The organism is Pedobacter changchengzhani (assembly GCF_004354365.1).
Lineage (GTDB): Bacteria > Bacteroidota > Bacteroidia > Sphingobacteriales > Sphingobacteriaceae > Pedobacter > Pedobacter changchengzhani.
On record NZ_SJCY01000002.1, the window covers coordinates 86,532 to 108,905 of the forward strand.

Genomic DNA, 22,374 nt, shown 5'->3' on the forward strand with positions numbered 1-22,374 from the left:
TTAATGAGCTATTGCAATTGCCGAAATCTCTACATTAACATTTTTAGGTAATACAGATACTTGAACGGTTTCTCTAGCGGGAAATTCTGCTGTAAAATATTGCCCATAAACTTCATTCACTTGCGCAAACGTTCCCATATCACTCAAAAAAATTGTTGTTTTAACTATGTGATCGAAACTTAATTCTGCTTCTAACAGAATAGCTTTTAGGTTACGCATTACTTGATGGGTTTCTTCTTCGATGTTTGTTAAATTCAATTCTCCGCTCTCTGGGTTAATGGCAATTTGGCCAGATACAAATAAAAAATTACCAGCCTTAACAGCTTGACTATATGGGCCGATTGGCGTAGGAGCACTAGAAGTATTTACAATTGTTTTCATTAAGTAAGGATTAAAGTTTAATATTCAATGATAATGTATTATTATTTTCAAAGATACAACGTATCGTAGATCAGACGAATTTATGTAAATCTTTTCTAACATGGTTAATTATGGAAATGCAAAATCCATATAAACAAAAAATGGCCTCGATTTACATCGAAGCCATTTTTTGTTAATTGTATTGAAAGACTAGTTTCTAGCAGTTTCAACACGACGATTTTGCATACGACCTTCTTCAGTATCGTTTGAAGCAATTGGATTAGCTTCACCAAAACCTTTTGTAGAAACTTGGCTAGAATTAACACCAGAGTTTACTAAATAAGTTTTAACAGAATTAGCTCTGTCTTTAGATAACTTCACATTATATGCAGCAGTACCTTCGCTTGAAGCGTAACCGTTTAAAGTTACTTTACCACCGTTTTCACGTAATACAGAAGATAATTTATCTAAAGTTGGATATGACTCAGTTTTTAAAACTGATGAGTTAAAATCAAATCTGATTGCTTCCATACCAGTCATAGAAGAAGCTGCAGCGGCAGCTTCAGTCATTTTAGGAAGTGGACAACCTGATCCATCAACAGCAGTACCTGCAGGAGTTCCTGGGCATTTGTCAAATTGATCAGCAACACCATCACCATCAGTATCTTTTTTCAATCCTTCGATTGCACCTTCAACACTAGTAACGCGTTTTTTCAATGCTTCTAACTCAGCACGTAATGAAGGATCTTTCAATTCATCATACATAGTAGCTAATGGGTTAGTCCACTCTAAACTTGGTTTAGCTGAAGAACCTAAAGAGAATTCTAAACCAGCATATCCATAAGAGAAATGATCGTTAGAACTTGTTTTACCATAAACACCATCTAAATTATCATCATCCATGAAGTTCATCGTGTAACCTAAATTAAAGTTAACTCTTTCAGAAACTTTAAATTTAACACCTGCACCAACTGGGATGTAGAAAGTCTTCAAATAATCACTTCTGTTACCAGATTTAACGATTGCACTTCCACCATCAGGATTTCCACCACCAGTTCCTTTAAAGTCTGTTGTAACATTTGCTGCGTTAGTAAGTTTAGGCGCATAAGCCATATAACCACCACCTACAGTAACGAAAAATCCTACTGAATTCTCACGACGTAAGAAATCAATTGAACCAACATTAACAACTGCACGTAAATCAGCAGCATACTGAAGTTGAGTTTCAAAGCTCTTATCAGTTGATGCAGCACCTTGAATGCTCATATCATTTGAACCAGAAACTTTTCCACGTAAACCATTCAACTCTAACGCGAAAGAATGACCTAATTGCTTACGGATATTTAAACCGTAACCTAAATTAACATCCCATCTGTTAAAATCGTTTGTACCGCCAATAGCAACAATAGGTGCTAAAACACCTCCGTTAACGCCAATTGACCAAGTTCTGTACTGGGCTCTTCCACCAAACGTTTTGGCAGAAGAAGTCATTGCAGGCATATCTTGAGCGACAGCAAGAGAAGCTACTCCTGTTAGTGCCACTAAAGAAAGCGCAAGACTTTTCTTTAAAGTAGAATAATTCATAATCTTTTTTTTTTAAGGGTTAAACAACTAAATTGATTAATTTTTTAGCAACGCAAAATTAAACAAAAATTTACATTTTCAAACTTTTAAACAAATTCCGTTCCAAAATTCTTATTAATTAATCATTTTGATACATTTGAACCGTCGCTAATATGGCGCTAAGCTACATGAAATATCCGAGTATTAGTAATAAATTACCTATTTTAAATAGACAAAACTATATTAAACAGCTAAAAAACAATTCTTTAAGTGTTTTTAATGCCAATGATGAGTTCCCGAGAAGTGGTGACCAAACGTTTTCTTTTAAACAAAATGCCGATTTATTTTATTTATCAGGGATAGATCAAGAGCAGACAATATTGCTGTTATACCCGGATTGTCCTAATCCTTTGTATAGAGAAGTCCTATTTTTAAGACAGACAAACGATTTTATAAAAGTGTGGGAGGGTTATAAATATACCAAAGAGCAGGCGCAATTAGCCTCGGGCATAAACAATATATTTTGGTTAGAAGATTTTGAGAACATCTTACACAGTATTGTTCACTATGCTGACTATATCTACCTAAACACTAATGAGAACAATAAATACACAGATTCCATACCTTACAGAGATATTCGTTTTATAGAACAGATGCGCTCGAAATATCCATTGCATCATTATGAACGTGCTGCACCAATTATGCGCAACTTGAGGGCTATAAAATCTGAAATTGAAATTTCTCTCACCCAAAAGGCTTGCTCAATTACTCGCGATGCTTTTTTGAGGGTATTAAAATTTGTTAAACCTAGCGTTAAAGAATATGAAATTGAAGCTGAAATTATTCACGAATTCATTCGTCAAGGCGCAACAGGCCATGCATACCCACCAATTATAGCATCAGGTCACAATGCAAATATTCTTCATTATGGCGATAACAATCAGCAATGCAAAAAAGGTGATGTAATTTTATTTGATTTCGGTGCAGAATACGCAAATTATAATGCAGATATGAGCAGGGCAATTCCTGTAAATGGAAAGTTTACCAAAAGGCAAAAAGAAGTATATAATGCAGTTTTACATGTAATGAAAGAGGCAAGCAAATTATTAGTTGATGGAATTACGGGGAAAATTTACCACGAACAGGTGGGCGAATTAATGACGGAGCAACTTATAAATCTCAAACTACTTACTTTAGATGATGTAAAAAACCAAAAGAGCAGTTATCCAGCGTACAAAAAATATTTTATGCACGGCACTTCTCATCACTTAGGGTTGGATTTGCACGATTTTGGGGGAAGATATACACCTTTCGCAAATGGGAATATATTAACTGTAGAACCGGGTATTTATATCCCCGAGGAAGGCTTAGGTATTCGCCTAGAAAACAATATTTTAATTACTGCAAGCGGAAATATTGATTTAATGGCCGATATACCTATAGAAACCGAAGAAATTGAGGAGATAATGAACCAATAAATCGGTTTTTAGTTGGCAATTGGAAGTTTTAAGTTTGTGGCGCTTATTTAATCAATCTAACATGACAACGATCAATTGGCTCAATCTTCCCTTCCAAACTCATCCGCAAAACGATAAATATTAAAATCATTTGTTTTTAAAGCTTCGCTAATTTTGTTGCGGAGCTTTTTTTTATCTACGTTTTTCATTTTTCCCTGCTGAATAATTCGCCATGCTTTCTCTGCATACAAAAACTCCTTTCGGGTTTGATCGAGCTCAACTGGCGTAATAATCCATTTGCAGAGATCTTCGATACCAATATTTTTAGCAGCAACTGTTTTTATAATTGGAATTGGTTTGACGCTTTGGTGTATTATTTTCTTTAATGTATTTGCGAAACCATCCGCTCCTTCCCGATCTGCTTTATTAACTACGAAACAATCGGCTATTTCCATTAGGCCTGATTTTATGTTTTGTATCTCATCTCCCGATTCGGGCACTAAAACAACAATAGTCCGATCGGCCAAACCCGCAATTTCTACTTCCGATTGGCCTACACCCACCGTTTCGACTAGGATTAAATCAAAATTAGAAGCCCTTAAAACATCAACCATTTCTATTGTCTTCGTCGAAATTCCACCTAAAGCACCGCGGGTAGCCAAAGAACGTATAAACACATTTGGATTATTAAACTGTGCCGACATCCGAATTCGATCGCCAAGTAAAGAACCAAAATTAAAAGGCGAGGTTGGATCAATCGCTAAAATTGCAATTCGTTTATTCGATGCTACAAAATAGTTTGTAATGGCATTTACTAAAGTGCTCTTACCTGCACCAGGTGGACCAGTGATTCCAATTACCGGCACATTTGCACCACTATCCAAATGCCTCAAAATAGCGCACGACGGCGAAATATCGTTTTCAACAAGGGTTAATGTCCTCGCCAAAGATTTAAAATTGCCACTTTTAATTTCGGCTATAATGGATAGATGCGTATTCATCAATAAAACTATCTTTGTACAAATAAACAAAAATATACAGCATAAGTAGCTATAAAGCAAACTAAATGAAAGTTACCGGATTTACCTTTATAAGAAATGCAATCGCTAACGATTATCCAGTTAAAGAAGCCATACTTTCTGTATTGCCATTATGCGATGATTTTATTGTGGCACTAGGAAATTCTACCGATGAGACTGAAGCACTTATAAAAAGCATAGATCCTGAAAAAATTAAAACGGTATCCACTGTGTGGGATGAAAGCTTAAAAGAAGGAGGACAAGTTTTCGCAACTGAAACCGATAAAGCACTTGCCAATATCCCTATTGATACCGATTGGATGATTTACATTCAAGGCGATGAAGCGATACACGAAGATTATCTTCAAATTATTAAAAAAGAAATGCAAGCTGAGCTTAACAATAAAAATGTTGAGGCACTTCTTTTAAAATACAAACATTTTTATGCTTCTTACGATTATTTAGCGGAATCTCGCAGGTGGTATAGAAGAGAAGTTAGGATAATAAAAAACTTAAAGGGTGTTCATTCTTATCGCGATGCGCAAGGATTTAGGATTAACGACCGAAAATTAAAAGTTAAACTCATCGATGCATATATTTATCATTATGGCTGGGTAAAACCACCAAAGGGTTTGCAAGGAAAAGTGCGAAACTTCAATCAATTTTATCAATCTGAAGACTGGATTGAGCAAAATTTCCCCGTGCAAGATACTTATGATATGCACAATGCAGACCGGCTGATTCATTTTGAAGGCTCACACCCAAAAGTAATGAGAGACAGAATTGCATCTGCAAATTGGAAATTCGATAAGGATTTAACCAAAGAAACGCCTAAAATGAACTTGAGAAGAAAAATACTCCAAAAAATTGAAGATTTAACTGGTATTCGCATGTTCGAATACCGTAATTATAAAATTGTAAAATAAATGCAAAAAAGCGTTTCAATTGTAATTCCAAATTATAACGGCAAGCTTTTATTAGAAAAATACTTGCCTTCAGTATTTATTGCTGCAAAAAATGCCAAAACCGTTTTCGAAGTAATTGTAATTGATGACGGATCAAAAGATGATAGCATTTCATTTATTCAGCTCAACTACCCTAATGTTAATTTATTAGTAAACGATAAAAATAGAGGTTTTTCGTACACCTGTAACCATGGTATCCGCGAAGCCAAATATGAACTTATTCTACTTTTAAATTCTGATGTTAAACTAACACCTGATTATTTTGAACATCAATGGAAATACTTTGAGAAAGTAGACACATTTGGCGTAATGGGTCGAATTATGAGTTTTGATGAGACCAGAATTGAAGATGCAGCTCGACTGCTCTATTATAGTGGCTGTAGAATAAAGGCAAACAAATTTTATTATAGCGAAGTTATAGGCGACGAAAATGTTTACACCGCCTACCTTTCGGGGGCTAATGCTTTGGTTGATGCAAAAAAGCTAAAAGAACTAGGTGGTTTTGATGAAATTTATTCACCTTTCTCATCAGAAGATTTTGATTTAAGTTTGCGCGCTTGGCAATTGGGCTGGAAATGCTATTACGAACACCGTTCATTTTGCTTTCATCATGTTAGCGGCAGTACAAAAACGCAAATTAAATCAAGCTTTATTAAAAAAATTTACTACCGCAACCGCTACATCTTACAGGGCATCCATCTTCAAGGCTTAAGAAAACTTCTATATCCATTACAGCAAATCTTTACTGAGCTTTTACCAAAATTACTAACTGGTAAACTATGGGTTTTAGAAAGCTATAAAGATTATCTCGCACACAAAGAATTGATAAAACGCAGCGAACAACGTTTAAATAATTTAAAGAAGAAGCATAAATCCGATTTGAACATTTCAAATATTATGCAAATAATAAATACCGCGCTATCAAGCAAAAAAATTAAGCGCTTATAATTTTAAAACTCTTCGACATTGAAAACCTATGAGGTTTATTTGAAAACCGTACATTTGCCAAGTTTTAATTAAATTTTTTGTGGAGATGTTTTGTGCATACTCCGTTTACATATTCCATACATAAAATGAAAACCTATTTTCGTTTATTATCATTTGCCAAACCGATTGAAAAATTTGCTATTCCGTATGTAATTGCAACACTTTTTGCGATTATTTTTAATACCTTTTTATTTACTTTATTAGGCCCGCTGTTAGAAACTTTATTTATTAACGATGCGCCAACAACTTTAAGCAAAGCAAGTTCATCGTTAGATTTTATGGCAAAATTTAGCGAGCAAATAAACATTTGGATCGACCACTATGGAAAAATCGAGACCTTAAAATACGTTTGCGTTGTAATTGTAGTTACTGTAGTATTCTCAAATTTATTCCGCTATTTATCGCAACGTTATATGGAAGATTTACGCGTACATACCCTTTTAAATTTGCGCAGAACCGTTTTTAATAATGTAATGAATTTGCATATTGGTTATTTTAATAATGAGCGCAAGGGCGATATTATTTCTAAAGTTGCATCTGATGTGCAAGTTGTTCAATTTACAGTAACCAATACTTTGCAAGTAGTTTTTAAAGAACCTGTTCAATTAATCTTTTACGTCATCGTTTTAATTTCCATTTCATTAAAACTTACGTTATTCTCCCTACTTGTTATTCCAGTCTCGGGTTTTATTATAAGTAAAATTGTAAAACGTTTAAGGCAACAAGCAAAAGAATCTCATGAATCATTTGCGAAAATGATTGGCTTTTTAGATGAATCGTTAAGCGGCATAAAAATTATAAAAGCATTTAATTCTACCCAACGCGTTAAAGATAAGTTTGATGATGAAAACAAATTCTATTCTTTTTTAAATCGGAAAATGGTTCGTCGCCAGCAACTTGCCTCTCCAGTTTCCCAAACTTTAGGTGTTTTAGTAGTTGTTTTTATCGTTTTGTATGGTGGTACAATGATATTAACCGGCCAAGGCGACCTTACACCTTCAAAATTCTTAGTTTACATCGCTACATTCTCGCAAGTGATGCAACCTGTAAAAGCTTTAACTGATTCTTTTAGTGGCATTCACTCTGGCATTGCAGCCGGAGACCGTGTATTGGAGTTAATTGATACCAAGCCAGAATTGCAAAACAAGCCAAATGCCCAAACGGTAAATGGATTTGAAAAAGCTTTAACATTAGAAAATGTTTCTTTTAATTACGGCGATAAACAAATATTAAAAAACATCAACATCGATATAGAAAAAGGAAAAACAATTGCTTTAGTTGGTCCATCTGGGGGCGGAAAAAGTACGCTAATGGATTTAATTCCCCGTTTCCACGATCCAAAGTCAGGATCAATAAAAATTGATGGATTAGATTTTAGAGATGCAAAGATTGAAGATGTTCGCGCTCAAATGGGCACCGTTAATCAAGAATCTTTTTTATTTAACGATACCATATTTAATAACATCGCATTTGCAAAACCTGATGCTACCGAGGCAGAAGTAATCGCGGCTGCGAAAATTGCAAATGCACACGAGTTTATTTTAAATACCGAAGATGGCTACCAATCATTTGTGGGCGATCGAGGAAATAAATTATCTGGCGGACAAAGACAACGTGTTTGTATTGCTAGAGCAGTGTTGGCGAATCCGCCGATTATGTTGCTAGATGAGGCAACTTCTGCTTTGGATACAGAATCAGAAAAATTGGTACAAGAAGCGTTAAATAATTTAATGAAAAACCGAACCTCGATTGTAATCGCACACCGTTTAAGTACAATTCAACATGCCGATAAAATTGTGGTGATTGATAAAGGCGAGGTTGTTGAAACCGGAAATCATACTGAACTGATGGCGAAAAATGGGCTTTACAGAAGGCTAATTGATATGCAGACTTTTAATGACTAAACGTAACGCTCTAGTATTTCTGTCAATTTTTGAGTTTGCACTTTAACGTTAAATGTTTGGGCGTAACTTTTTATTTTATCCTGATCATAGATTGCATAATTAGCTTCTATTTGCTCCATAGCCGTAGCCAGTGTTTTAAAATTAAGCTGATCTACAACAATGCCAATATTTTGTTTTACAAATTCTTTTATTCCGCCCGAATTAAATCCGGCAATAGGTTTACCTAAATGGGCCGCTTCAATCATTACCAAGGGAAAAGAATCTTCTCTTGATAGCGAAAGATATGCATGGCCAATATTAAAATAATCGTAATAATCTGTTGTTTTTTTACCGGTAAAAAATACGCGATCAGCAAAATTTGCTTTGACAGATTCTTCTGCATAACACATCGTTCCGTTATTTTCTACCTCACCTATCCAAATAATTTTATGGTTATGCTTTAACTCTTTAATCAGTGGAATAAGAAAGTCGATACCCTTTATTGTAGAAGTATTCCCTGAAATTACCCAAACAAAATCATCAGCTTTAATAGCAAATTGTAGTTTAATAATATCACTATTTTCAATCAGATTAATTTTTTTATCATCAACAAAGCCATAAAGTAAATGAACATTTTTATGCCCCATGTCTTCCAATTTTTCGCAGACAATTTCAGAACAACCAATGCACATGCCTGAGTTAAGCATATTTTTTATCGTTCTTGATTTAACCAAACTGTAGGACAAGGGTAATTCGTGAACATGTGAAATTACATTTATGCCAAGCTTTTTCGCAACACTAAAAGCATCCCTATTGGCTATCGTATTAATATACCAGCAATCGGCCTTTAATTTTTTTTGCAATAAACGTAATTGAAATTCAACTGGATTTATATTTACCGCATACAGCATCAGCCTAAAAATTTTATATAAGAAATTAGGATGCTGCTTATACCCTACAAATGATGAAATACCCCCTGAAAGCTCTTTAATAAGTGCGCCATTATTTCTCGAAAACAAATATGGCTTTATCCTTTGCCGATCAAGATTTTGCAGAATATAGAATAATTGCATCTCAGAGCCTGTGCGGCCAAAAAATGGAGTGATAAATAAAATTTTTTTAGGAGCAAACCCACTTTTACTTTCTTTTGAATTTGTTTCCATTGCAAGTCTATATAGAATCAAATATAACAAATAAATCAAAATACCTTTATTATAGCTTTTATCATACCATTACGAAACATAGCGTTTAATGCCATAATTTAGTTTTAAAAGCATAAACTGTAACAAGCTAATTTGGCTCTAAGTTATTTATGTTATTTTTACGCTTTATTTCAAATTTTGGCTCGCCACATGATTAAAAATTTTTCTGTTGAGGTTACTGTTTTAATGCCTGTTTTTAACAGTGGATTGTATGTAAAAGAAGCAATAGCCAGCATCTTAAATCAATCTTTTACAAATTTTGAATTTCTAATTATTAACGACGGCAGTACAGATGCCAGTGACGAAATTATCCGTTCTTTTACCGACATACGAATAAATTACATAGATCGTAAAACAAATAGCGGAATTGTTACTGTTTTAAATGAAGGACTTCGGCTAAGTAAAGGCAAATACATAGCAAGAATGGATGCAGATGATATTGCGCACCCAAATAGATTAAAAAAACAGTTTCATTTTTTACAGTCAAACCCAACCTATAAGCTTTGCGGATCTAATGCAATTTATATGGATTATACCGGAAAAAGAAGCTGTAAATTAAGGCGACCAAAATATAACGATGAGATTAAAGTGTTTCAATTATTTCGTAATGCTTTTGTACATCCTGCCATCATGGCCGATACAGCAATTATCAAATCTTTTGCCTATCAAGAAGAATACAAATACGCTGAAGATTATTTTCTCTTTTCGCAAATTGTAATGCAACATAAATCTTTCAATTTAAACTCGGCAGAACTAAGCTATCGCATTCACGAAGAAAGTATATCATCAAAAAAAATAAAAGAAATGATGCAAAGCGAAATTAAAACTATGGCTTTCTTATTATCATTTCTATTTAAGGAGATTTCGGAAGAAACATTAGAAATTCACCATTCATTTTTACGACCGCAAAACCCAACCCACAACATTAAAGCGATAGAAAACCACCTAATTGCCATAAAAATTGCCAATCGTAAAAAACACATTTACAATCCTCATATTTTAGAGAAGCAACTACAAAAAGAATGGTACTTAAGTCTCTTAAAAAGTTCAGAAAAGCAAAGGATTCTTACGTTTATTTCTTCTAAGTTATTCTCAATCAAAAATCTTAATATTAAACAGTTAATAAAACTATCATTTGGTTAATATGGAAAAAACCGCTTTAATTTCTATAGCACTTTGTACTTATAATGGTGCTTCGTTTCTAGAAGAACAAATTATGAGCATTTTAAACCAAACTCACAAAAATATTGAACTGGTTATTGTAGATGACTGCTCCACTGATAATACATTTCAAATCAGTGAAAATCTTGCGTTCCTATACCCACAAATAAAATCTTTTAGAAATACACACAATCTCGGTTTTAATAAAAATTTTGAAAAAGCGATTGAGCTTACAACTGGCGAATACGTTGCAATTAGCGATCAGGACGACATTTGGTTACCTAGTAAGCTTGAAGTTTTACTGGATAATATTAAAGATAAGTGGCTGGTTTTTTCAAATTCAAAATTAATTGACGAAGAAGATAAAGAATTAGGGAAACAAATCTTAAAGCCTGACTTCACGCTAGAAGGAAAATCATACAAAAGTTTTCTGTTCTACAATTCGGTGACTGGACATACATCTATGTTCAACAAATCATTTGTTACCTATTTTACCCCCATACCACCTGAAGGTTATTACGATTGGTGGATGGGATTTATAGCTATGTATCATAATCAGGCCATATGCGTTAACCAATGCCTTACTTTACATCGCATACACCAAAAATCAGTTACTTTTAACGCCTATAAACAGCAAACAAAAAAAGTGTTAAATGATGAAATCAACACCAACTTGCGACTTGTACAAACATACAAAGGCCTTACTACCGATGATAAAATTTTGATAAATAAAATTGCCAAAGCTTATCAAAAAAAAATCAGTCTTTTTTTAATTAACCTTATTATTAAGCATTATAACGAGTATTTTCCCGACAGAAAACCACGAAAATGGTTTAGTAAACTTAATTTTGCGATTAAACTGAAATAAGCTTTTGCCTAACGTAACCAATAGTATTGTATTAAATCTTTCGTAACTTTGTAGTATTAAGGGCTTGTTATTTTAATCTATAAATCATCACTATAAGCGCTAATTTTAAATTTCTTTCGGCAAAGCTTAGTTACCAATAAAAAAATGAAAAAATACCTAATTATAGGAAGTGGATTTGCTGGAAGCGTCATTGCGGAGCAACTTAGCAAAGATAGTTTAATTGAAATGTGGGAAGAAAGAAACCACATAGGTGGCAATTGTTATACCGAAAGAGATGAAGATACTGGGATAAACATTCATAAATACGGGCCACATATTTTTAATACAGATAACGTTAACGTTTGGAATTATATCCAGCAATTTTGCCAAATGATGTCCTATGTTAATAGAGTAAAATCTATTTACAGAGGTCAGGTTTACTCTTTACCAATAAACTTACATACGATAAACCAATTCTTTAATAAAACCTTTTCGCCTACACAGGCAAAAGAATTTATACAGTCTTTAAGCGATGCCACTATTGACTCTCCTAAAAATTTTGAAGAACAAGCCTTAAAATTTATCGGTAAAGATTTATATCAGGCTTTTTTTTATGGCTATACTAAAAAACAATGGGGTTGCGAACCAACCGAACTACCTGCTAGCATTTTAAAACGACTGCCTGTTAGGTTTAATTATAACGATAATTATTATACCATGCCTTTGCAGGGCATCCCAAAAAATGGCTATACCGAAATCTTCGAAAAAATGCTTAGTCATCCAAACATCACTATTCATTTAAACAAACGGTTTACAACCAATGATGCTGATTTCTCTACTTATGATCAGGTCTTTTACACCGGTCCTGTTGATGCGTTTTTTGAATACAAATTTGGAAGATTAGGCTACAGAACTGTTTTTTTTGAAAAACACACTTCTGAAGGAGATTTTCAAGGAAATGCAGTAATTAATTATGCAGATGAGGAAACTCCATTTACCCGAATACACGAGCATAAGCACTTTACTCCTTGGGAAGAACACGAAAAAACAGTATATTTTAAAGAGTTTAGCAAAGAAACAGAAGTAGAAGACATTCCTTACTACCCTAAACGCTTAACCAATGATATTGAAATTCTTGAAAAATATCAAGAAGAAATTAACAAGCTACCAAAAATTACTTTTTTAGGCCGATTAGCAACCTACCGCTATATGGATATGCACCATGTAATTGCCAATGCGTTGGAAATTGCACAAAAATTCAAATAACAATGTGGTTTAACAAGAAAAAAGACCAGGAAGAACCTCTAGAGCTTTTAATTGTATCAATTAAAAATGCTCAAATATCATCAATATCTAACTTTAACTCTTTTCAATCACGGGCAGAATCTTCTTTAAAAATGACGATCGATGCAATCAAGCTCGGCATTATTAATAAAGACATATCTTTTAGCCTAAACACAGGTGATTTCCCTGTTGGAAATATCCAGCCAAACAATTTTTATTATTGCTGTGATTGTAAAGAAAATTTAAGTACAGTTTTTCCAGACTTCATTTTTGATCACTGGCAACAAGCTGGAATTGAAGATTATAACTTAACCGTTCAAAAAATAATTGATGCCAGTAGCCGACCTTTTATTCACAACAAAATGCTTTGGATTGGAAATGTAAAAACCAATGCTACACGCAAAAAAATAACCGAATACACCAAACAATTTCCAGATCTGATTGAGGCTTATGACACTTGCGTTGATCAACACGTTAGTGGAAGCAAGAAAGTTCCTTACATCTCCTTATCAGACCATACTAAATATAAATACTTAATAGATATTGAAGGCCGGGGCTACAGTGGAAGAATAAAGCTGTTACTTCACACTAAGCGCTTATTATTTATTCAAGAAAGGCGATGGAAATCTTATTATCATTTCGAACTTGAGCCTTACAGGCATTTTATCCCAGTAAAAAATGACATGTCTGATCTGATTTCTCAAATAGAATTTGTAGAACAACAGGGGTTGACATATTATGAAACTATAGTTAACAATGCTTTTGATTTTGCAATTGAGAATCTCAAATATGATGTTGCCATTAAGAGAATCCAAAATCTTATTAATAACAAGTTATGATTAACCAAACCTTTGTTTGCGCCATTATTGTAACATACAATCGTTTAGAGTTTTTAAAGGAATGTATAGACTCTGTATTAAACCAAACTTTCCCTCCCGACAAAATAATAATCATAAATAATGGATCTACAGATGGAACAGGTGAGTATCTCAACAATCTTAAAAATGATAAAATAGATGTAATTTTTCAAGAGAATATTGGTGGAGCCGGCGGATTTAATACTGGCATTGGGAAAGCCTATGAACAAGGCTATGAATGGATTTGGGTAATGGACGATGATGTAGAGCCTTTTACGGACTGTTTGGGGCAACTGCTTAAGTATTCTGAAAAATCAAAATGTATACATCCCTTAAGAACGTTTAAAGACAATAATGAAATTTTTAAATGGGAGCATTATTTCGATTATAGAACCTGCATGCCTATTTTACATGATAATGCTTCTTTAAGACATAAAGATTACTGTTTTGTTAACACAGCTTGTTTTGAAGGTATGTTAATACACCGTAGTATAGTTAAAGAAATAGGATTACCTAAAAAAGAATATTTTATTGCTGGTGATGACACTGAATATGGTGTTATGGCAAATTTTTACACCAACATCATCTATACCAAAACAGCACAAATGTATCGTAAAAGAAAAGAAATTTCTTCCAAAATACGCCCATTACAAGCCTACTATGAATACCGAAATTTATTTCTTTTAAGAAAAAATTTAAAGCCATATTTTCCGGGGGGCTTTAGCTCTTTGTTTTATAAAGGTTTATATAAAGACTTTTTAAAAAGAACCAAAACCATCATAAAAGGCAAAGAATACTCCTTTAACGAAAAAATAACACTTATTTTAAGAATGTCTAAAGGTATTAAAGATGGTTTTAAAATTTATAAAAATAAGGCTTAATGATTAGCAATTTAAAAATATCGGTAATTGTACCCTGCTTTAATCAGGCTCGTTTTTTAAACGAATGCATCACCTCATTAATTAAACAAAATTATACCAACTGGGAATGTCTAATTGTTAATGATGGCAGTACAGATAATACAGAAGAAAAATCTATTGAATGGCAAAAAAAGGATAATAGAATATTATATGTAAAAAAAGAAAATGGCGGTTTAAGTTCAGCTAGAAACGTTGGTTTGCAGCACGCCACAGGAGATTATATCCAATTTTTAGATTCTGATGATTTTTTAGACCCTAATAAATTTTTGAAATCAATTAACAAAATTTCGAATAATAAAAACACAGTTGTTATTACCAATTTTGCACTTTTTGAAGATAAAAACCAGGAAATATTAGCGCCATATTGTAAACTAGAAGAGGCTCATTTCAATCAATTGACTTTATTAAAAGATTGGGATAAAAGTTTCACCATCCCCATTCATTGTGCAATTTTCCCTCAAAACCTAATTAAAAATTTTTCATTTTTTGAAGATTTAAAGGCAAAGGAAGATTGGTTATTCTGGGTTCAGATTTATAAAAATAATCCGCCAACGGCTTTTATTGATGAACCTTTAGCTTATTATCGTATAAGTGCGGTTAACATGACAAAGAATGACGATTTAATGCTGGAAAACCAATTAGCTGCTTTTGAAAAATTGGAAGATATTATCAATAACGAAGTTCAATACAATTCACTACTCAGGTACAATAATACTTATTTTCTAAATGAAAATTTTAAACTTAAAAAGGAAGTAAAACGACTTAAAGAAAAAAGAAAGCTGATGTACAAACTTAATAAAGTTTTATACTTTTTGAAATTAAAGTAAACAGATTATTGCCCTACAATCCATTTCATTTTAGTTTTACTTATAAGCATTGTTAAAACCAATGACATAATGTAGGCAAAAAGAAACCGCCCTAACGTAATCCCTGTATTAACCCAAATACTAAATTGACTGAAATCTAATTTAAGGGGTTGAAATATTAAAGCCAATACACGTTCTAAAATAATAAAATGTATTAGATAAATACCGTATGTGGTTTGTCTAGGTTTAAGTTTCTTCAAAAAACTTAGAGATCCCATTTTAAATAATGCAAAAAAAGCGACCAAAGAGTAAATAATATTTGTAAATCTTAAAGTATTATAAGCATCCTTTATTCCTAGATTAACTAAGTAAAATGATTCTAATAGCGCCATTGATAGACTAATTAGCAACAGAGTATAGATTACGAACCAGGGTGTTTTATTTATTAAATGTCTGAATTGATCAAAATACTTATTTAAATAAACACCAAGCCATAAATAAAATACAAAACCAAACAAAGCCGCAGAATGAGAAGTTTCAAACCAACCGTAATGTAAATTTACGCTGTAAACTATCGATACCATACCTAATATTACACCTAACCAAATTTTGTAAAGAAAACGCTTAAACAATAATAATATTGAAATACAGATTAAAAAATTTAAAATAAACCAATAAGGACTAAAAAATAATATCATTTTGGTTAGGTTATAAAAATATAACGGAAAATCGCTCACCAATAAACCTCCATCACTACCTTTAGCGTAAGCAACCAGTCGATCTAGAATGGTTATAGACATAAAAACAACTACCCAAAATAACCAAGGTTTTACTGTATTTTTAAATCGGTTTTTTAGATATTGTCTGGCGGGATACTCCTGAAATTTATGGTTAATCAAAAATCCCGCAATAAGAAAAAAAGCGATAGATGCGAATTTAAATATTTGCAGGGTAATAGACTGAACCAAAAGCGAACTTTTATCTGTGTATAACTCGATACTAATGGCCGAACTATGCTCCCACACGATACCCATCATGGAGATACATCTTATTGTATCTACAAAATCGAAGTTTTTTTTAAAACCAGGTTCAATTAGGTTATGTTCTTCAATCTTCATAAATGTAAATATTTTAAAAAAAAAGCCTCAATAGATTATTGAGGCTTTTAATACATTAATATTAATATTATAACTTTCTAACAATTTCTACTTGTTCGTAAGCTTCTACAATATCACCAACTTCAATATTATTAAAGTTTTGGATGTTTAAACCACACTCGTAACCTTTAAGCACTTCTTTAACGTCATCTTTAAAACGTTTTAATGATGCAAGTTCACCTGTGTAAATTACAACACCATCTCTAACGATACGGATTTTGCTATTACGGGTAATCTTACCATCTAATACCATACAACCTGCAATGGTACCCACTTTCGTAATTTTAAAGGTTTCGCGAATTTCAACGTTAGCCACAATTTTCTCTTCAAATTCTGGATCCAACATACCTTCCATTGCCGATTTAATCTCGTTTATTGCATCGTAAATGATAGAATATAAACGGATATCAATTTGCTCTTGCTCTGCCAATTTACGTGCACCCGTTGATGGACGAACTTGGAAACCAATAATAATCGCATCAGAAGCCGAAGCTAATAATACATCAGATTCTGAAATTTGACCAACACCTTTACTAATGATATTGATTTGAATTTGCTCCGTAGAAAGTTTTAATAATGAATCGGCTAATGCTTCGATAGATCCATCCACATCACCTTTAACAATGATGTTAAGTTCTTTAAAGTTGCCAATTGCTAAACGACGACCAATTTCATCCAAAGTGATGTGTTTCTGCGTACGCAAACCTTGCTCACGCTGTAACTGCATACGTTTGTTTGCAATATCACGCGCTTCTGTTTCACTTTCTAATGCATTGAAACGATCACCCGCTGTTGGTGCACCTTGCATACCTAAAACTTGTACCGGTTGCGATGGACCAGCAGACTCAACCTTTTGTCCGCGTTCGTTAGTTAACGCTTTTACACGTCCACTAAAGCTACCTGCTAAAATTGGATCACCAACTCTTAACGTACCAGCTTGAACCAATACGGTGGTAACAATACCACGGCCCTTATCTAAAGCTGATTCTATTACCGAACCTGTTGCTCTCTTATTAGGGTTTGCCTTAAGTTCTAATAATTCGGCTTCTAATAATACTTTATCTAAAAGCAAATCTACATTTAAGCCTGTTTTACTCGATATTTCTTGAGATTGGAATTTACCACCCCAATCTTCAACTAAAATGTTCATTACCGATAACTGTTCGCGCACTTTATCAGAATTTGCACCTGGTTTATCCACTTTTGTAAAAGCAAATACCAATGGTACGCCTGCTGCCTGTGCGTGGTTTATTGCTTCTTTTGTTTGAGGCATTACCGCATCATCCGCAGCAATAACAATAATTGCAATATCTGCAACCTTAGCACCACGTGCACGCATCGCTGTAAAGGCTTCGTGACCTGGTGTATCTAAGAAAGTTACTTTTTTACCTGTTGGTGTTGTTACCATATAAGCACCAATGTGCTGTGTAATTCCACCTGCTTCACCTGCAACAACATTTGCTTTACGGATATAATCCAGCAATGAAGTTTTACCGTGATCCACGTGACCCATAATCGTAACAACTGGTGCTCTTTCGATTAAGTCTTCTACTGCATCCTCTTCCTCAATTACATTCTCCTCATCTTCATCAGGCTTAACGAATTGAATTTCGTAGCCAAACTCATCAGCAACAATGGTTAAAGTTTCAGCATCTAAACGTTGGTTAATTGAAACAAACATACCAAGACTCATACATGTACCAATAATTTTGGTTACCTGTACATCCATCATGCTTGCCAACTCATTTGCAGTAACAAATTCTGTTACTTTTAATATTTTCGATTGAGATTCTAGCTCATTTGCCGCTTCTTCAGCATTATATGCAACATCATCACGTTTCTGACGACGTAATTTAGCACGCTGCGCAAATTTACCCGATTTACCTGCTCCACTTAAACGAGCAAGTGTTGCTTTAATCTGATCTTGAATTTCTTTCTCTGTAGGTTCTCCTTTAGGTACGCCTGGTGTGGCATTTCTATTTTGGAAACCCGGTCTTGCATTATTTCTATTTCCCTGATAAGGTGTTCCACTCGCTGGTCTGTTGCCTTGATAAGGCGTACCGCTAGCTGGCCTGTTTCCTTGATAAGGTGTACGAGGTTGCCCTGGTGTACCGCCTGGCGCTTGCCCTGCTGTATTGCCACCTGGCTGACCATGACCGCCGTGTTGACCAGGCGCTCCCGGTGCTTTTTTACGCTTACGTTTACGTTTAGCTGCTTCACTATCGCTAGATGATGCAACCGGACCGTTTCTACGATCTGGTGTAGTTGGCAAAACAATTTTACCTATAATATTTGGTCCAGAAAGTTTTACCGAACGCGCCTTCATCACTTCTGGCTCCGCAGGTTTTACATCTTTCTTTACCTCAATCGGTTTTTCTTCTATTTTAGGCTGCTCCACAACTGGCTTTTCGGCAATTGGCTTTTTAACTTCAGGAGATTTTTCAGCAGGCTTTTCTACTTTTTTAACCTCAATAGGCTTCTCTTCAACTTTTGCTTGTTCAACAACTGTTGGCTTTACCTCTGTTACAGGTTTAATAACCGGTGCATCTTCTTTTTTAGAAGGACGAGTTTTAGCATTTAGATCATTCAAATTGATCTTACCTACAACTTTAACACCAGGCAAATTACCTTCTTCAGCTGCAACTTCCGTTTTAGTTTCTTTAGCTGTTTCTACAACAGCCGGAACTTCCACCTTTGGAACTTCTACTTTCGGAACTTCAACGATAGGAACTTCTACTTTAGGAAGCGCTGCTTTAGGCACATCTACTTTTGGTAATTCTACTTTCGGTTTCTCCGGAGGACTGAATGATTGTGCGTTCTTAATCAGAATCTCTTCTTTTTCAAAATCTACTTTTCGCGCAGGTGCTTCTACAGGTTTTTCAACTTCAGATTCATCACGACGAATTTTGCCAATCACGATCTGCTTAGCTTCTTCTCTAACGATTTTATCTCCTTGATACTCTTTTAATAAGGCAGCATACATTTCGCCAGAAAGTTTAAACATAGGGCTCTTCTCGGCAGAGAATCCCTTTTTGCTTAGAAATTCTACGGCCGTACCCATGCCTATATTAAGTTCCTTAATAGCTTTAATTAAAATTATTGGTTTGTCGTCTGACATTTATCTCCTGTTATTTTTTTCTTATTATTTACAAAAGTAGTGTTTATTTGCCAATTACACCACTATTCAAATTCTGACTGCAAAATCTGAACCACTTCTTTAATGGTTTCTTCTTCTAAGTCAGTACGTTTTACTAAATCTTCTATCGTAAGCGCTAAAACACTTTTCGCAGTATCGCAACCAATAGCTTTCAATTCATCAATAATCCAGCTATCAATTTCATCTGAGAATTCTTCTAAATCAACATCTTCATCTGTTTCTTCTCCAGCTTCGCGATAAACATCAATTTCATATCCGGTTAATTTACCAGCCAATTTGATATTGTGTCCACCACGTCCAATTGCTAACGAAACTTGATCAGGTTTTAAATAAACCGATGCATGTTTAGTTTCATCGTCTAATTTAATAGACGTAATTTTTGCTGGGCTTAGCGCACGTGTAATATATAATGACAAATTATTAGTGAAATTGATCACATCAATATTTTCATTTTTCAACTCGCGAACAATACCATGGATACGAGAACCTTTCATACCTACACAAGCACCAACTGGATCAATACGATCATCGTAAGATTCAACAGCTACTTTAGCACGCTCACCTGGTTCGCGAACGATTTTTTTAATGGTAATTAATCCATCAAAAATTTCTGGCACTTCTTGCTCAAATAAGCGCTGTAAAAACTCAGGTGCTGTTCTAGAAATAATAATTTTTGGATTTGCATTAATCATTTCCACTTTAGAGATTACCGCTCTCACAGAATCGCCTTTTTTGAAATAATCTGCAGGAATTTGTTCGGTTTTCGGCATTAAAAGCTCATTGCCTTCATCATCCAAAACCAAAGTTTCCTTTTTCCATACCTGATATACTTCGCCAGTTATAATTTCGCCAACGCGATCTTTATATTTTTTGAAAATTTCGTCTTTCTCTAATTCTAAAACCTTAGAAACTAAAGTTTGGCGGGCAGCTAAGATTGCTCTACGGCCAAAACTCTCAAGCGTAACCTGTTCAATATAATCATCGCCAACCTCTAAAGTACTGTCTAATTTAGAAACTTCAGCAAGTTCAATTTCCAAATCATCATCTTCAGAGAAACCATCTTCCATTACTTTTCGTGTTCTCCAGATTTCCAAATCCCCATTATCAGGATTCACAATCACGTCACAATTTTCATCGTTTCCGTATTTTTTACGCAACATACTGCGAAAAACCTCTTCCAAAACACTAATAACCGTAGGACGATCTATATTTTTAAAATCTTTAAACTCTTGGAAAGAGTCAATCAAATTAATTGTTGTAGTACTCATTTTTTTAATTATGATTAAAGTGATTATTAAGCCTACAAAGATTATCCGTGCAACTTACTAACCCTACTATTTGCTATTTAAAACTCACTAAAACACTAGTCTCTACTATATCATTAAAGGATACGCTTGCTTGCGCAGTTGTAGCCTTTTTTCCTTTTTCTTTCACTGCTTCTTCGATAAGCACATTACTTTCTGAAACCTCTAAAAGCTTCCCTTCTTTCTTTTGTCCGCCAACAAGCTTAACACTTACATTGCGGCCAATATTTTTATTATACTGGCGGATCAATTTTAAAGGTTCACCAACACCAGGCGAAGAAACTTCTAGATTGTAGGCCTGTTCAATTGTATTTTCTTCTTCTAAATGAAAACCAACATGCCTGCTAATAGCCACACAGTCCTGTATGCTTATGCCTTCATCGCCATCAACATGAATAATTAACTTATTGTTGGGCAACATTTTCACTTCCACCAAAAAAAGCTCCGGCCGATCTACAATTTTCTCTTCAACTAATGCCTTTACTCTACTTTCTACCTGCATAATTTAACCTAATTTCACAGAAAAAGGGGACAATGTCCCCTTCCCTTTCTTCGATTACGAATGCAAATGTACTACTTTTTTACAAATAATCAAAGTCTTAATGCCAATTTTTATGTTAAAATTAACGTGTAAGTATTTGTTGTTGTGGCGTTAAGTTGCTTTTTACTCCACCGTTAATCATTTTTTTTACCGTTATAAACTCAGCATTAATATAGTTTTCAACTAAGTAAGAATTACCTTTTACAAAAGGTATTGTTGGCATAAAAATAATTTCGTTTTTATTCAATTTAATTGTTCCTTTAACCCTTTCTTCTAACTGTAAACTATCATTTAGGCTGGGAATAATTAAGACAGAAACAAAATTAACTGTATCAGGATTAGCATCATATATCTTTTTTGCCTGCAAAAAACTTGCGGCATCAATATTATTAATTATAATTGATGCGCTATCGCTCGAAAAATTAATTTTTGCGTCACTTTTACCACCTTTACATGAGGTTATTGACAGCACAGCACAGAAAAAAAATAAATATTGTAATACTTTAAACATCTAATTAAACAATTATTATGAAGTTGATTATAGAAATCCTTTTAATGGGACTTGCCGTTTTTATTGGAGCAAAAATTGTTCCCGGAGTAACTATAGACGGTTACGGAAGTGCAATTATAGCAGCAGTGCTAATTGCACTGGCAAATGCAACTATTGGCTTTATTTTAAGAATACTAACCTTCCCGGTTAATTTTTTAACATTAGGCTTAATGTCTTTCGTTATCAGCGTATTGATGATTTTATTGGTGGATAACATGATGGCCTCCTTTAATACATCTGGCTTTCTTTCTGCTGCATTTTTAGCAATAATTGTAGCATTGGTAAAAGCTATTTTTGGCGTAATTGCTGGAGATAAAGAATAATTCAGTTGGCAGTTGGCGGTTTTCAGTTAAT

20 protein-coding genes are annotated in these 22,374 nt (G+C 34.0%); 11 read left to right on the forward strand and 9 right to left on the reverse strand.

What is annotated here, in order from left to right; genetic code table 11:
* Together EZJ43_RS03200 and EZJ43_RS03205 are read right to left on the reverse strand one after the other, a co-directional pair.
* Complete coding sequence (locus EZJ43_RS03200) at positions 1–381, reverse strand: RidA family protein (RefSeq protein WP_133261231.1); 381 nt, start codon at positions 379–381, stop codon at positions 1–3.
* Between the two features lie 189 nt (positions 382–570).
* Positions 571–1,944, reverse strand: a complete 1,374-nt coding sequence (locus tag EZJ43_RS03205) for an OmpA family protein (protein WP_133261232.1) — start codon at positions 1,942–1,944, stop codon at positions 571–573.
* A 152-nt stretch (positions 1,945–2,096) separates the two neighbouring features.
* On the opposite strand from EZJ43_RS03205, the gene EZJ43_RS03210 reads away from it, so the two are divergent.
* A complete protein-coding gene (locus EZJ43_RS03210) occupies positions 2,097–3,401 on the forward strand; it encodes an aminopeptidase P family protein (protein WP_243718030.1) in 1,305 nt (434 codons plus the stop codon).
* A gap of 80 nt (positions 3,402–3,481) precedes the next feature.
* Here EZJ43_RS03210 and meaB read toward each other — a convergent pair whose 3' ends face one another.
* On the reverse strand, positions 3,482–4,381 hold the full coding sequence (gene meaB, locus EZJ43_RS03215; RefSeq protein ID WP_133261233.1) for a methylmalonyl Co-A mutase-associated GTPase MeaB: 900 nt from the start codon (positions 4,379–4,381) through the stop codon (positions 3,482–3,484).
* A 65-nt stretch (positions 4,382–4,446) separates the two neighbouring features.
* Here meaB and EZJ43_RS03220 point away from each other — a divergent pair, with 65 nt between their 5' ends.
* The 3 genes from EZJ43_RS03220 (at position 4,447) to EZJ43_RS03230 (ending at position 8,255) form a co-directional block, all read left to right on the forward strand.
* A complete protein-coding gene (locus EZJ43_RS03220; RefSeq protein WP_133261234.1) occupies positions 4,447–5,325 on the forward strand; it encodes a glycosyltransferase family 2 protein in 879 nt (292 codons plus the stop codon).
* Positions 5,326–6,312 carry a glycosyltransferase family 2 protein gene (locus EZJ43_RS03225; RefSeq protein ID WP_133261235.1) on the forward strand — a complete coding sequence of 329 codons (987 nt, stop codon included), beginning with the start codon at positions 5,326–5,328 and terminating at the stop codon, positions 6,310–6,312. It begins immediately after the preceding gene.
* 125 nt (positions 6,313–6,437) lie between these two features.
* Positions 6,438–8,255, forward strand: coding sequence for an ABC transporter ATP-binding protein (locus tag EZJ43_RS03230; RefSeq protein WP_133261236.1), 1,818 nt, complete (start codon positions 6,438–6,440; stop codon positions 8,253–8,255).
* On the opposite strand, the gene EZJ43_RS03235 is transcribed toward EZJ43_RS03230, so the two are convergent.
* A complete protein-coding gene (locus EZJ43_RS03235; RefSeq protein ID WP_133261237.1) occupies positions 8,252–9,397 on the reverse strand; it encodes a glycosyltransferase family 4 protein in 1,146 nt (381 codons plus the stop codon). The two genes, EZJ43_RS03230 and EZJ43_RS03235, sit on opposite strands and share 4 nt — an antisense overlap.
* A 189-nt stretch (positions 9,398–9,586) precedes the next feature.
* Between EZJ43_RS03235 and EZJ43_RS03240 the strand changes: the two genes are divergently transcribed.
* The 6 genes from EZJ43_RS03240 to EZJ43_RS03265 all read left to right on the forward strand — a co-directional run bounded on the left by EZJ43_RS03240 (position 9,587) and on the right by EZJ43_RS03265 (position 15,332).
* Positions 9,587–10,579 (forward strand): glycosyltransferase family 2 protein, encoded by a 993-nt coding sequence (locus EZJ43_RS03240; protein ID WP_133261238.1) that lies wholly within the window; start codon positions 9,587–9,589, stop codon positions 10,577–10,579.
* Position 10,580: 1 nt separating this feature from the next.
* Positions 10,581–11,465 carry a glycosyltransferase family 2 protein gene (locus EZJ43_RS03245; protein ID WP_133261239.1) on the forward strand — a complete coding sequence of 295 codons (885 nt, stop codon included), beginning with the start codon at positions 10,581–10,583 and terminating at the stop codon, positions 11,463–11,465.
* Positions 11,466–11,609: 144 nt separating this feature from the next.
* Positions 11,610–12,710 (forward strand): UDP-galactopyranose mutase, encoded by a 1,101-nt coding sequence (gene glf / locus EZJ43_RS03250; RefSeq protein WP_133261240.1) that lies wholly within the window; start codon positions 11,610–11,612, stop codon positions 12,708–12,710.
* A 2-nt stretch (positions 12,711–12,712) separates the two neighbouring features.
* Complete coding sequence (locus tag EZJ43_RS03255) at positions 12,713–13,567, forward strand: glycosyl transferase family 90 (protein WP_133261241.1); 855 nt, start codon at positions 12,713–12,715, stop codon at positions 13,565–13,567.
* A complete protein-coding gene (locus tag EZJ43_RS03260) occupies positions 13,564–14,466 on the forward strand; it encodes a glycosyltransferase family 2 protein (RefSeq protein ID WP_133261242.1) in 903 nt (300 codons plus the stop codon). Before EZJ43_RS03255 ends, EZJ43_RS03260 begins: the two co-directional genes overlap by 4 nt.
* On the forward strand, positions 14,466–15,332 hold the full coding sequence (locus EZJ43_RS03265) for a glycosyltransferase family 2 protein (RefSeq protein ID WP_133261243.1): 867 nt from the start codon (positions 14,466–14,468) through the stop codon (positions 15,330–15,332). Before EZJ43_RS03260 ends, EZJ43_RS03265 begins: the two co-directional genes overlap by 1 nt.
* A 5-nt stretch (positions 15,333–15,337) precedes the next feature.
* Here the strand turns inward: EZJ43_RS03265 and EZJ43_RS03270 are convergent, their stop codons facing one another.
* From EZJ43_RS03270 to EZJ43_RS03290, 5 genes are all read right to left on the reverse strand, one after another.
* A complete protein-coding gene (locus EZJ43_RS03270) occupies positions 15,338–16,429 on the reverse strand; it encodes an acyltransferase family protein (RefSeq protein WP_133261244.1) in 1,092 nt (363 codons plus the stop codon).
* Positions 16,430–16,496: 67 nt separating this feature from the next.
* Positions 16,497–19,586, reverse strand: a complete 3,090-nt coding sequence (gene infB / locus EZJ43_RS03275; protein ID WP_133261245.1) for a translation initiation factor IF-2 — start codon at positions 19,584–19,586, stop codon at positions 16,497–16,499.
* Between the two features lie 62 nt (positions 19,587–19,648).
* Positions 19,649–20,893, reverse strand: coding sequence for a transcription termination factor NusA (gene nusA, locus EZJ43_RS03280; protein ID WP_133261246.1), 1,245 nt, complete (start codon positions 20,891–20,893; stop codon positions 19,649–19,651).
* Between the two features lie 73 nt (positions 20,894–20,966).
* Positions 20,967–21,431 carry a ribosome assembly cofactor RimP gene (gene rimP / locus EZJ43_RS03285; RefSeq protein WP_133261247.1) on the reverse strand — a complete coding sequence of 155 codons (465 nt, stop codon included), beginning with the start codon at positions 21,429–21,431 and terminating at the stop codon, positions 20,967–20,969.
* A 121-nt stretch (positions 21,432–21,552) separates the two neighbouring features.
* Entirely contained in the window at positions 21,553–21,981 is a 429-nt protein-coding gene (locus EZJ43_RS03290; protein WP_133261248.1) for a hypothetical protein, read from the reverse strand.
* Positions 21,982–21,998: 17 nt separating this feature from the next.
* On the opposite strand from EZJ43_RS03290, the gene EZJ43_RS03295 reads away from it, so the two are divergent.
* A complete protein-coding gene (locus EZJ43_RS03295; protein ID WP_133261249.1) occupies positions 21,999–22,343 on the forward strand; it encodes a phage holin family protein in 345 nt (114 codons plus the stop codon).
* Positions 22,344–22,374: the final 31 nt, after the last annotated feature.

Bases quoted from the DNA above. Each gene is read 5' to 3' on its own strand.
- EZJ43_RS03230 (WP_133261236.1), top strand. From the start codon at position 6,438: ATGAAAACCTATTTTCGTTTATTATCATTTGCCAAACCGATTGAAAAA.
- EZJ43_RS03245 (WP_133261239.1), top strand. From the start codon at position 10,581: ATGGAAAAAACCGCTTTAATTTCTATAGCACTTTGTACTTATAATGGT.
- EZJ43_RS03290 (WP_133261248.1), bottom strand. From the start codon at position 21,981: ATGTTTAAAGTATTACAATATTTATTTTTTTTCTGTGCTGTGCTGTCA.
- meaB (WP_133261233.1), bottom strand. From the start codon at position 4,381: ATGAATACGCATCTATCCATTATAGCCGAAATTAAAAGTGGCAATTTT.
- nusA (WP_133261246.1), bottom strand. From the start codon at position 20,893: ATGAGTACTACAACAATTAATTTGATTGACTCTTTCCAAGAGTTTAAA.
- EZJ43_RS03210 (WP_243718030.1), top strand. From the start codon at position 2,097: ATGGCGCTAAGCTACATGAAATATCCGAGTATTAGTAATAAATTACCT.
- EZJ43_RS03295 (WP_133261249.1), top strand. From the start codon at position 21,999: ATGAAGTTGATTATAGAAATCCTTTTAATGGGACTTGCCGTTTTTATT.
- EZJ43_RS03225 (WP_133261235.1), top strand. From the start codon at position 5,326: ATGCAAAAAAGCGTTTCAATTGTAATTCCAAATTATAACGGCAAGCTT.
- EZJ43_RS03260 (WP_133261242.1), top strand. From the start codon at position 13,564: ATGATTAACCAAACCTTTGTTTGCGCCATTATTGTAACATACAATCGT.
- rimP (WP_133261247.1), bottom strand. From the start codon at position 21,431: ATGCAGGTAGAAAGTAGAGTAAAGGCATTAGTTGAAGAGAAAATTGTA.
- EZJ43_RS03205 (WP_133261232.1), bottom strand. From the start codon at position 1,944: ATGAATTATTCTACTTTAAAGAAAAGTCTTGCGCTTTCTTTAGTGGCA.
- EZJ43_RS03220 (WP_133261234.1), top strand. From the start codon at position 4,447: ATGAAAGTTACCGGATTTACCTTTATAAGAAATGCAATCGCTAACGAT.
- EZJ43_RS03200 (WP_133261231.1), bottom strand. From the start codon at position 381: ATGAAAACAATTGTAAATACTTCTAGTGCTCCTACGCCAATCGGCCCA.
- EZJ43_RS03270 (WP_133261244.1), bottom strand. From the start codon at position 16,429: ATGAAGATTGAAGAACATAACCTAATTGAACCTGGTTTTAAAAAAAAC.
- EZJ43_RS03265 (WP_133261243.1), top strand. From the start codon at position 14,466: ATGATTAGCAATTTAAAAATATCGGTAATTGTACCCTGCTTTAATCAG.
- EZJ43_RS03255 (WP_133261241.1), top strand. From the start codon at position 12,713: ATGTGGTTTAACAAGAAAAAAGACCAGGAAGAACCTCTAGAGCTTTTA.
- EZJ43_RS03235 (WP_133261237.1), bottom strand. From the start codon at position 9,397: ATGGAAACAAATTCAAAAGAAAGTAAAAGTGGGTTTGCTCCTAAAAAA.
- infB (WP_133261245.1), bottom strand. From the start codon at position 19,586: ATGTCAGACGACAAACCAATAATTTTAATTAAAGCTATTAAGGAACTT.
- EZJ43_RS03240 (WP_133261238.1), top strand. From the start codon at position 9,587: ATGATTAAAAATTTTTCTGTTGAGGTTACTGTTTTAATGCCTGTTTTT.
- glf (WP_133261240.1), top strand. From the start codon at position 11,610: ATGAAAAAATACCTAATTATAGGAAGTGGATTTGCTGGAAGCGTCATT.